The sequence below is a fragment of the Desulfovibrio piger genome, assembly GCF_012843875.1.
In the GTDB taxonomy this organism is placed as follows: domain Bacteria; phylum Desulfobacterota; class Desulfovibrionia; order Desulfovibrionales; family Desulfovibrionaceae; genus Desulfovibrio.
The window spans coordinates 62927-72865 of sequence record NZ_JABAFY010000010.1; the positions used below are offsets into that span (position 1 = coordinate 62927).

Genomic DNA, 9939 nt, shown 5'->3' on the forward strand with positions numbered 1-9939 from the left:
TCATGATGCAATATCTTACAAAAGCCCTTTTGGCTGCCTGTTGGTTCATGCTCCTGACCTTCCCGGTCATGGGCATCAAGCTCAACAGCGTTGACCAGACCGTGGAATGGCAGTTCGACAGGGTCATCCTGCTGGGCGTGGCCATCTTCTTCCTTTCCATGCTCTGGAACTGGTGTTTCAGCCGCAAGGCCCGCGGCATCCCGCTGATCCGCCTGCCCGAAGGCCTGGGCAAGGGCCTGCACAGCCTGGTCACCCTGCCCAACCGCAATACCACCACCCGTCTGACCAGCCTCGGCCTGCTGCTGGCCGTCATGATCGTCATGCCTCTGGTGAGCTCCTTCTACCAGACCAACATCATGATCTCGGCCATGCTCTACGTCATCCTGGCCCTGGGCCTGAACATCGCCGTGGGCATCGCCGGCCAGCTGGTGCTGGGCTATGTGGCCTTCTACGCCGTGGGCGCCTATTCCTACGCCCTGCTCAACCAGGCGTTCGGCCTGGGCTTCTGGGCCTGTCTGCCCGTGGGCGGCTTCATGGCCATCGTTTTCGGCCTGGCCCTGGGCTTCCCCGTGCTGCGCCTGCGCGGTGACTATCTGGCCATCGTGACCCTGGGCTTCGGCGAGATCGTGCGCCTGGTGCTGCTCAACTGGACCAGCCTCACCGGCGGTTCCGGCGGCATCAAGAACATCCCCGGCCCCTCCTTCTTCGGCCAGGAGCTGGAGATCGCCGCCAACACCATCTTCATCTACTATCTGGTGCTGCTGGCCGTGATCCTGACCATCATCGTCATCAGCCGCCTCAAGAACTCCCGTGTGGGCCTTGCCCTGCAGGCCCTGCGTGAAGACGAGATCGCCTGTGAGGCCATGGGCATCGACCTGGCCCGCGTCAAGCTCTCGGCCTTTGCCCTGAGCTCCTGCTGGGCCGGTTTCGCCGGCGTCATCTTCGCGGCCAAGACCACCTTCATCAACCCCGCCAGCTTCACCTTCATGGAATCGGCCATGATCCTCTCCATGGTGGTGCTGGGCGGCATGGGCTCCATCGTGGGTGTGGTCATCGCCGCCACCATCCTCATCCTGGCTCCCGAATACCTGCGTGCCTTCTCCGAGTACCGCATGCTGATCTTCGGCGCCATCATGGTCATCATGATGATCTTCCGGCCCCAGGGCCTCGTCACCGGTGAGCGCCGCCGCTACCGCATCACCGCCCTGCAGGGCGGCAACAAAGGAGAACGCGCATGAAACCCGTCCTTGAAGTCAAGGGCCTGACGCGTGACTTCGGCGGTCTGCGCGCCCTCAACGAGCTGGACCTGACCGTCAACGAAGGCGAGATCGTGGCCCTCATCGGCCCCAACGGCGCCGGCAAGACCACCTTCTTCAACTGCGTCACCGGCATCTACAAGCCCACGGAAGGCACCGTGCACCTGTACGGCGCCAACGGCGAGAAGCATCTGCTCAACGGGCGCAAGCCCCACCTCATCACGGCGCTGGGCATGGCCCGCACCTTCCAGAACATCCGTCTGTTCAGCGACATGACCGTGCTGGAGAACGTGATGATCGGCCGCCACTGCCGCACCAAGGCCGGCATCTGGGGCGCGCTGACCCGCAACCCCGCCACCCGTCGCGAAGAGCAGGAATCCATCGACATCTCCTACAGCCTGCTGGAGACCGTGCACCTGCAGGATCTGTGGAACGAAAAGGCCTGCAACCTGGCCTACGGTGCCCAGCGCCGTCTGGAGATCGCCCGCGCCCTGGCCACCGAGCCCCGCATGCTGCTGCTGGACGAACCCGCCGCCGGCATGAACCCGCAGGAGACCAACGAGCTCAAGGATCTGGTGCTCCAGATCCGCGCGGACCGGGATCTTTCCATCCTGCTCATCGAGCACGACATGGGCATGGTCATGTCCCTGTCCGACCGCATCTATGTCATGGAATACGGTTCGCGCATCGCTGCCGGCACTCCCGCGGAAGTGCGCAGCAACCCGCGCGTCATTCAGGCCTATCTGGGAGAAAGCGAAGATGCTTGAAGTCAAGGGCATTGATACCTACTACGGCAACATCCAGGCCCTGCGCGACGTTTCCCTGCGCGTGGATGACGGCGAGATCGTGACCCTCATCGGTGCCAACGGCGCCGGCAAGTCCACCACGCTCATGACCATCTGCGGCATCAACCGGCCGCGCAAGGGCGAGATCCTCTGGAACGGCGAGCCCATCCACGAGCTGCCCCCGCACGAGATCGTCCGCCTGGGCATCTCGCAGGTGCCCGAAGGCCGCCTCATCTTCCCCGACCTGAGCGTGCGCGAGAACCTCGACCTGGGCGCCTTCCTGCGCAACGACGTGCAGGGCATCAAGGAAGACATGGACTATGTGTTCGACCTCTTCCCCATCCTGGCCCAGCGCCGCAAGCAGACCGGCGGCACCCTGTCCGGTGGCGAACAGCAGATGCTGGCCATCAGCCGCGCCCTCATGGCCCGGCCCAAGCTGCTCCTGCTGGACGAGCCCTCGCTGGGCCTCGCACCCATCATCATCCAGCAGATCTTCCAGATCATCCAGCGCGTCAACGCCAACGGCACCACGGTCTTCCTGGTGGAACAGAACGCCAACCAGGCCCTGCGCATCGCCCACCGCGGCTATGTGATGGAGAACGGCCGTATCGTCACCAGCGACAGCGCCGAGAACCTGCTCAAGAGCGAGGACGTGCGTTCCGCCTATCTGGGCATGTAAAAATCAATGGATCCTAACTGCCCTGCCGGGCAGTATCGTTGGAAGGGAAGGAGCCGCCTGCGCGAAAGCTCCTTCCCTTTTTTGATGCTCGTGGCGCAGGGCTTGCAGCAAGCATAGTCTGGTTCGGCAGTATGCAGCCGTCCCTCTGACAGCTTGTTATCTTTTGCATCTCGTCGAAGAGTATTCCCCGCATGCGTGGGGATGGACCGAGAACGCGCCGATGGACTTGCCGGCGAAGGCAGTATTCCCCCCGTGGGGATGGCCGAGCGAACATATGGACAAGGGGAATGACAAAGAGCCCCCCTGCGCGTGGAGCGCCCCACGCAGAAACGCCTCTCCCGCATGAGACGGAAGAGGCGTTTTGCTATCATGGAAACAGGGATGGAATCCCTGCCGTATGCGAGCTTTTCTCCTACTCCACCACCTTCGGCGTGCCCGATACCGGCAGGGTACCGGTGCGGATGAAGGTATCCACCAGGCCGAAGACCAGATCGTTGCCGCAGAAATGCCCGCGCGCGATGGAGGCCCGGAACTCGGGCAGGCGTTCCTCGAAGCGGCGCAGCAAGGCGGGCTCCAGGGTCATCATGTCGGCCTGCATGCCGTAGTTCAGACGTTCGAGGTACAGGGCGTTGAAACACTGTTCCACCATGGCCTTGAGCGGCAGGCTCAGGATGGGCTTGCCCAGGTGCAGGGCCTCGGTCATCAGGGTATGGCCGCCGCCCTGGATGACGTAGGAACAGCCTTCCAGCAGCTTGAGGAAGCCCTCTTCGCTCTTCTTCATGAAGATGACGTTGCCCTCGCGGCCTTCCGTCCGGTCATAGCCGAAGACATAGCAGGGGCGGTCCGTGGCCTGGAGCAAGAAGTCCACCAGCTTGCGGTGCGTGGAATTGCTCTGGTAGACCACCACATGGCCGTCATCACGGGGATTGAGGCGCAGCACGCTTTCGCGCAGGATGGGGGGCACCACGCGGGCGTGGTAGCGGGGCTGCACCGGCGGCGCATAGAAGGAGACCAGCAGGTTCTGCTCCGTGGGCCGGAACAGGTAGCGGGGCGTGATGCCCTGCAGCAGGTGATCCCACCACATGCGCGGCGGCAGCCAGCCGTGGCGACAGCAGGTGATGACGTGCTGATGGTCGAGGGTCAGGCAGTGCAGCTCGGCCTTCTCGGCCGCACGCGGCACGAAATATTCCAGGTCCGTCATGCAGACGTCGGGCTTGAACTGGTCGATAAGGCGCAGCACTTCATCCACATAGCGCTGACGGTGCCAGAGCAGCGGGATGGCCTTGCGCACCGTAGCGCCCACATCCACCTGATAGTTGCGGAACACCGTGCCCAGATTGGGGATGCGGTGCACCCGGAATTCGGGCTCCAGTATCTTGGGGGCGTCGTCATTGGCCACGAACAGAAATTCGTGTGCGCCCAGACGGCGGGCGATGGTCAGCCCGCGCATGGCATGGCCATGCCCTGTCCCGTGGATGCCGTAAAGGATTCGCGCCATTCTTTCCCCCTGTGGTATAAACGTTAGTCATACCAACGGGCTTTGACAGCGTCAACCGCGCACGCCTCCACGCGCGCAACTTGTCCTGCTGCCGGAAAAAACATATCTCTGCCGGAGGAGCCCACGCCAAGGACACGCCATGAACAGCCTCCGATACATCCATGCCGCCGACCTGCATCTGGACACCCCCTTCCTGGGCCTGAGCCGTACCGATGCCGGAGAGGCCCTGCAAGCGCAGCTGCGCGACGCCACCTTCACGGCACTGCAACGCCTGTTCGACCAGTGCGAGCGCCTGCGGCCGGACTTTCTCGTCCTGGCCGGGGACATCTACAACCAGGAAGAGCACAGCGTCAAAGCCCAGCTGGCCCTGCGCGACGGCTGTGTGCGCCTGCAGGCCTGCGGCATCCCGGTCTTCTGGGCCCACGGCAACCATGACCCGCTGGACTCGCGGCTGAAGACCGTGGACTGGCCCGACAACGTGACCATCTTCGGCCCGGAGCCCGAACAGCATGTGCTGTACCGGGACGGGGCTCCCCTTGCCGTGATCCACGGCATCAGCCATGCCCGCATCAGGGAGGCCCGCAACCTGGCCCTCCTCTTCCACCGCCAGCCGGAGACGGATTGCTTCCAGCTGGGTGTGCTGCATTGCAGCGTGGAAGGCAGCCCCACGCAGGACAGGTACGCCCCCTGCTCGCTGGACGATCTGCGCGCCGCCGGTCTGGATGCCTGGGCCCTGGGCCATGTGCACGAACGCCGCATTCTGGCGCGCCATCCCTTCATCGCCTATCCCGGCAATGCCCAGGGACTCCACATCAATGAAGGCGGCCCGCGCGGCTGTCTGCTGGTCACTGCCGAGGCCTGCGACGGTGCTTTCTCCTGCCGGGAAGAGTTCCTGCCGCTGGGGCCGGTACAATGGCAGCGTCCGGTCATCGGTCTGGACGCCGTGGAACAGCTCGACGCCGTAGAGGACAGGTTGCTGGAGGCCCTGACCACGGTCACGGAAAGCGCTGACGCATCCTGCACCCTCATGGTCGTGCGCCTGTGCCTGCAGGGACGTACCCCGCTGGACAGCCTGCTGCGCCGTCCGGAGAGCTGCCGCGACCTGCGGGAACGCCTGCATCAGGCTCCCCTGCCTCTGCCTGTCCATATCAAGGATCTGTGCGTGGAGACGGCCCCCGCTGTGGATATGGCCGCCTGCCTGCAACGCCAGGATCTGCTGGGCGAGGCCCTGCGTCTGGCGGAAGGACTCGGACAGCAGCCCGAAGCGCTGGCCGCCTTTGCCGAGGAGGAGCTGGCGCCCCTGTTCCGGCACTGCCCCGCCGGGATGCTCGACATGCCGGAAGGGGAGGATCTCCATGACCTGCTGGACGAAGCCCGTTATCTCTGCCTGGACATGCTGGAGGGGAAGTGATGCGCCTGCTCTCGTTCCACGCAGACGGCTTCGGCATCCTTGCCCAAACGGGCGCCGAGGACCTCGGCCCGGGCATCAACATTTTTCTGGGCGACAACGAAGCCGGCAAGTCCACCTGTCTGGCCTTCCTGCGGGCCATGCTCACCGGCTATCCCTCCGGGCGCAAGGAGCGTCAGGCCGGCCAGCCCCTGCGCGGCGGACAGGCCGGGGGCAGCCTGACGCTGGAAAGCGGCCTCCACGGCCTGCTGCATCTGCATCGCCGCCCCGGCCCGGGCAGCGGCCGTTTGCAGCTCACCGGCCCCGACGGGGCCCCTGTGCCGGCAAGCCTGCTGGAGCAGCTCTTCCGGGGCATCGACCGTCAGGTCTACAGCAATGTTTTCGGCTTCAGTCTGGGGGAATTGCAGCGCTTCGAGAGCCTGGACGACGAGGCCGTGCGCCACGCCCTCTACGGGGCCAGCTTCGGCACGGGCCTGCGTTCCCCGGCCGATGTGCTGCGCGCCCTGCAACAGCAGGCCGACGCCATCTATCGCCCGCAGGGACGCAAGCTGCCCCTCAACGTCCAGGCAGGCTGCTGGCAGGAGCTGCGGGCCCGCATCCGTCAGGCCGACGCCCGGAGCGGCAACTACGACGCCCTGTGCGCCCAGTGGCAGCAGCGCAAGCAGGATCTCGAAGACCTCCGCCGCCGCAAGACGGAGCTGGAGACCGCCCTGCGCCGTACGGAACGGCGCCTCTCGGTCTGGGAGCAGTGGCGGGAGTGGCATCTGCTGGGGATGCGTCTGGAGCGCCTTTCCGGCCTGCCGCAGGATTTCCCGCCGCAGGGGCGCGAGCGTCTGGCCCGTCTGCGCGAACGGGAGGAGGAAGGGCAGCGTGCCCTGCAGGGCCTTCGGGAACAGTGCGCGCGCACACGCGAACGGCTCCGGGAGCTGTGCCCGGATCAGGCCCTTGTGGCGGCCCTGCCCCGTCTGCGCGCCCTGACGGAACAGACCTCCACCTACCGGCAAGCCCTGACCGACCTGCCGCTGGCGCGTCTGCGCAAGGAACAGATCGCCCGCCGTCTGCAGGAAGAGCTTTCCCGTCTGGGCCCTGACTGGGATTGCGCCCGCATCCGTGCCACGGACCGCTCTGTCTTCGGCCGGGAGGAAGTGGAACGGCAGGCCGCCACACTGACGACCTGTACGACGGCCCTGCAGATGGCCCGCCAGCGGGAAGACGAAGCCGCCGCCGCGCTGGCACAGGCTGAGGAGACCCACCAGGCACACCTGCAACGTCTGGAGGCCCTGCCCGACCGCCAGCCGCCTCTGGACGGCGGCCAACAACGCCACCTGCAACGCCTTCTGGAAAACTGGCAGGAAAAACAGGGGGACCTCCCCCGCTGGCAGCGACGGCAGCAACGGGCCCGGGAAGCCTTTTCACGCGCCTGCGCGCCGCTGCGCCTGGACGAAAACGACCTTGCCGGGCCGGAGCGGCTGCTCCGCCACAGGGACGAGGCCCTCTCGCTGGCCTCCCGTCTCGACCATCTGACAGAGCGCTTGCGCAGCCTGCGGGAACAGCAGGACCACGCACGGCAGGAGCAGGACAAGCTGCAACAGCGCGAGACGGCCCTTGTCCAGGCCATCGACCGGCATCCGGCCCTGGAGCAGGAAGCCCTGGATCGTTTTGCTGCCGCCGTGCGGCATTGCCGTACGCTCCGCTCCGGGATCGCCGCCGAGACGGTCCGGCAGGAAGGGCTTTCACAACAGGCCCAACAGCTGGAGCGTCCTCTGACAGGCGGCAGCCTGCCCCTGCTCTGCATGGGCATCGTGCTCCTGCTCCCCGGTCTGGTCCTTCTGCTGGCCGGACAGTGGGCCCCGGAGCTGCTCCCCTGGCCCGGGCTGGCGACCTCGCCCTGGGCAGGCGGGCTGGCAGCGGTCTGCGGTCTTGCCCTGCTGGCAGGCGGCCTGCCCCATGCCGGGAAGGCGGAACGCCATCGCCGGGAAGAAGCGGCGCGCATCCGGCAGCTGCTGGAAGAAAGCACAGGACGCCTGCGGGAACAGCAGCACCGCCTTGCCCGTCTGCCCCTGCCGCGCAGCATGAACAACGACATCCCGGATGCCGATGAACTGGAAAGCTGTCTGGAAAAACAGCAGGCCGCGCGCCGTCAGCTGGATCAGTTCCTGCAGGAACACGACAGCCTGCGGCAGGAATTGAGGCGCGTCAGGCAAACGCTGGCCCGACTGGCCGAGCAGGAGCAGGAACTCCTTGCCGCCATACAAGACGGGGAAAACCGCTGGCAGGCCATGCTGCCCGCAGCCACGGCGACGGCCTTTGCCCCGGCAGCGGCAGGGCTGCTTTTCGAGCGGGCAGCCACCGCCGCCGCACTGGCGGAGGCACTGCGCGCAGCCGGGGACGATGCCGGACATGCGACCTCTTCCCTGCAGCAGACGGAACAGGCCTTGCGCGACCTGCTGGCCCTGCTCCCTCCCGATGCCGCCTGCCCCAGCCTGCCGGAGGCTGTCCGCCGCGGCCTTGCCCTTTGCCGGGAAGCGGAAGTGGCCCGTGCCGGACATTCGCAGGCCGCTGCCGAGGCCGCGACCAGTGCCGGGCTGCTGGAACGCTGCCGCAAGGTACTGGAGGACAGCCGTTGCCGCACGCAGGAAGCGGCCCTCCGGCTGGAGACGGCCCGGACCGCCTGGACCGGCGGCCTGCATTCGCTGGGCCTGCCGGAAGACCTGACGCCGGGGACCGTCCACGCGGCCCTGGACGGTATGGAGAGCTGTTTGCGCCTCGAAGAAGAGCTGCAACAGGAAGATTCGCGCCTGCAACGTCTGCACGGCGAAACAGAAGCCCTGCGGGCACCGCTGGCCGCCCTGCTGGAAGAGACGGGACGCCCCGTGCCGCCGCAGGATGCCGACTGGCTCCGGCATCTGGAAATGCTGGGCGAGGCGGCGGAGGACGCCCGCCACCGTGCCGCAGAGCAGGCCCGCCTGCGCCAGCTGCTGGATGAGCAGGAAACGGCCTGCCGCCGTGCGGCAAGCGATCTGGACAACATCCGTACCGATCTGGCGGCCCTGCTGCATCAGGGCGGAGCCCGGGACGACGGGGATTTTTTGCAAACGGCCGCCCTGCTGGAAGAACGGCACCGGACGGAGCAGCGTCGCCTGCTGCTGGAAGACAGCCTGCGCCTGGTGGCCGGGACGCAGCCGCTGGAAACGTTTTTGGCTTCTTTCCGGGAAGAGGCCCGGGAGGAAGAGGAACAGGCCTGCGCAGGGCAGCAGCATCTTCTGGAAGGATTGCGTCAGGAAGAGGACGCGCTGGCGGAAGAAGTCGCCGCTCTGGGCGTGCGCGTGGAGGCCATGCGGCAGGACGGGACCCTGGCCGATCTGTTGCAGCAGGAAGCCGACCAGCGGGAAGAGCTGCAGCGGCAGGCCCGTGCCTGGTGCCGCCTGCGTCTGGCCCATGCTCTGCTCCACCGGGCAAAACTGGCCTTTGAGAAGGAACGCCAGCCCCGTGTCATCCGTCGGGCCGCGGCCATATTCCGGGACATCACCGCCGGTGCATGGCAGGACGTGGGCGCCGTCGTGGGCGATTCCAGCCTGCGGGTCATGCCGCCGCAGGGCGAGCCCGTCAGCCCGGAGCAACTGAGCCGGGGCACCCAGGAACAGCTTTATCTGGCCCTGCGTCTGGCCTACATCCAGGATCACGCGGCGCAGGCCAGCCCCCTGCCGGTCATCATGGACGATGTGCTGGTGGACTTCGATCCCGGCCGGGCACGGCGCACGGCCCGTATCCTGGGGGGCCTCAGCCTGGGAAGATACGGCCCCCGGCAGCAGATCCTCTTCTTCACCTGCCATCCCCATACGGCGGCCCTGCTGCGGGAGGTCCAGCCCTCCGCCCCCCTCTTCCTGCTGGACAAGGGGCAGCTCCGCCCCGCCGGGCCGGGGGGAGCTGAAGAAGTCCCCCTACGTCCCTGACGACATTGGCGTTCACAAACCGTACGCAAGACCAGAAAACATCGCCCCGGTTACAGGGGACGACGGAGCAAGAAGCAGCGCGGACGGGAGTGCCCTCCCCTCCGCGCTGCGCGTCGTGCGGCGTGTGATGTCCGACAGTTCGCGGCGCCCTCCGCGTTCCGGCATATTGCTCCGCCCTACCGGCGTGCATACCGTGCCCTGTCGCGCACGTAGCGTAGCGGTCAGCCCTCGCCCCTTTGCCGCATACCTGCCCATCCGGCTTGCGCCCCGGCGGGGAACAGGCTAAGAGGATGTCCGGCATGTTTTTTGATTTTAAAAGGTGTGGTAATCTCGTCCCATGAAACAAACAGATTTTCGTGA

At 66.3% G+C, this 9939-nt stretch carries 6 protein-coding genes; 5 read left to right on the plus strand and 1 reads right to left on the minus strand.

From position 1 onward, the window contains the following. Positions 1-5: 5 nt before the first annotated feature. From HF854_RS04365 to HF854_RS04375, 3 genes are read left to right on the plus strand one after another with little or no spacing between them, the layout of a single operon-like run. Positions 6-1238 carry an ABC transporter permease subunit gene (locus HF854_RS04365; protein WP_168935224.1) on the plus strand — a complete coding sequence of 411 codons (1233 nt, stop codon included), beginning with the start codon at positions 6-8 and terminating at the stop codon, positions 1236-1238. After that, the gene (locus tag HF854_RS04370) at positions 1235-2023 is read left to right on the plus strand and encodes an ABC transporter ATP-binding protein (RefSeq protein ID WP_006003508.1); all 789 of its coding nucleotides are present in this window, start codon (positions 1235-1237) and stop codon (positions 2021-2023) included. Before HF854_RS04365 ends, HF854_RS04370 begins: the two co-directional genes overlap by 4 nt. Continuing rightward, a complete protein-coding gene (locus tag HF854_RS04375; RefSeq protein WP_006003506.1) occupies positions 2016-2720 on the plus strand; it encodes an ABC transporter ATP-binding protein in 705 nt (234 codons plus the stop codon). Before HF854_RS04370 ends, HF854_RS04375 begins: the two co-directional genes overlap by 8 nt. 412 nt (positions 2721-3132) lie before the next feature. Here HF854_RS04375 and HF854_RS04380 read toward each other — a convergent pair whose 3' ends face one another. Further along, positions 3133-4218, minus strand: coding sequence for a glycosyltransferase family protein (locus tag HF854_RS04380; RefSeq protein ID WP_168935218.1), 1086 nt, complete (start codon positions 4216-4218; stop codon positions 3133-3135). Between the two features lie 139 nt (positions 4219-4357). Here HF854_RS04380 and HF854_RS04385 point away from each other — a divergent pair, with 139 nt between their 5' ends. Continuing rightward, positions 4358-5629 carry a metallophosphoesterase family protein gene (locus HF854_RS04385; RefSeq protein WP_168935219.1) on the plus strand — a complete coding sequence of 424 codons (1272 nt, stop codon included), beginning with the start codon at positions 4358-4360 and terminating at the stop codon, positions 5627-5629. Next, complete coding sequence (locus HF854_RS04390) at positions 5629-9579, plus strand: AAA family ATPase (protein ID WP_240937657.1); 3951 nt, start codon at positions 5629-5631, stop codon at positions 9577-9579. Before HF854_RS04385 ends, HF854_RS04390 begins: the two co-directional genes overlap by 1 nt. Positions 9580-9939: the final 360 nt, after the last annotated feature.

What these genes read in the sequence shown, in the direction of transcription:
- HF854_RS04365 (WP_168935224.1), top strand. Translation starts at nt 6, where the DNA reads ATGCAATATCTTACAAAAGCCCTTTTGGCTGCCTGTTGGTTCATGCTC.
- HF854_RS04370 (WP_006003508.1), top strand. Translation starts at nt 1,235, where the DNA reads ATGAAACCCGTCCTTGAAGTCAAGGGCCTGACGCGTGACTTCGGCGGT.
- HF854_RS04375 (WP_006003506.1), top strand. Translation starts at nt 2,016, where the DNA reads ATGCTTGAAGTCAAGGGCATTGATACCTACTACGGCAACATCCAGGCC.
- HF854_RS04380 (WP_168935218.1), bottom strand. Translation starts at nt 4,218, where the DNA reads ATGGCGCGAATCCTTTACGGCATCCACGGGACAGGGCATGGCCATGCC.
- HF854_RS04385 (WP_168935219.1), top strand. Translation starts at nt 4,358, where the DNA reads ATGAACAGCCTCCGATACATCCATGCCGCCGACCTGCATCTGGACACC.
- HF854_RS04390 (WP_240937657.1), top strand. Translation starts at nt 5,629, where the DNA reads ATGCGCCTGCTCTCGTTCCACGCAGACGGCTTCGGCATCCTTGCCCAA.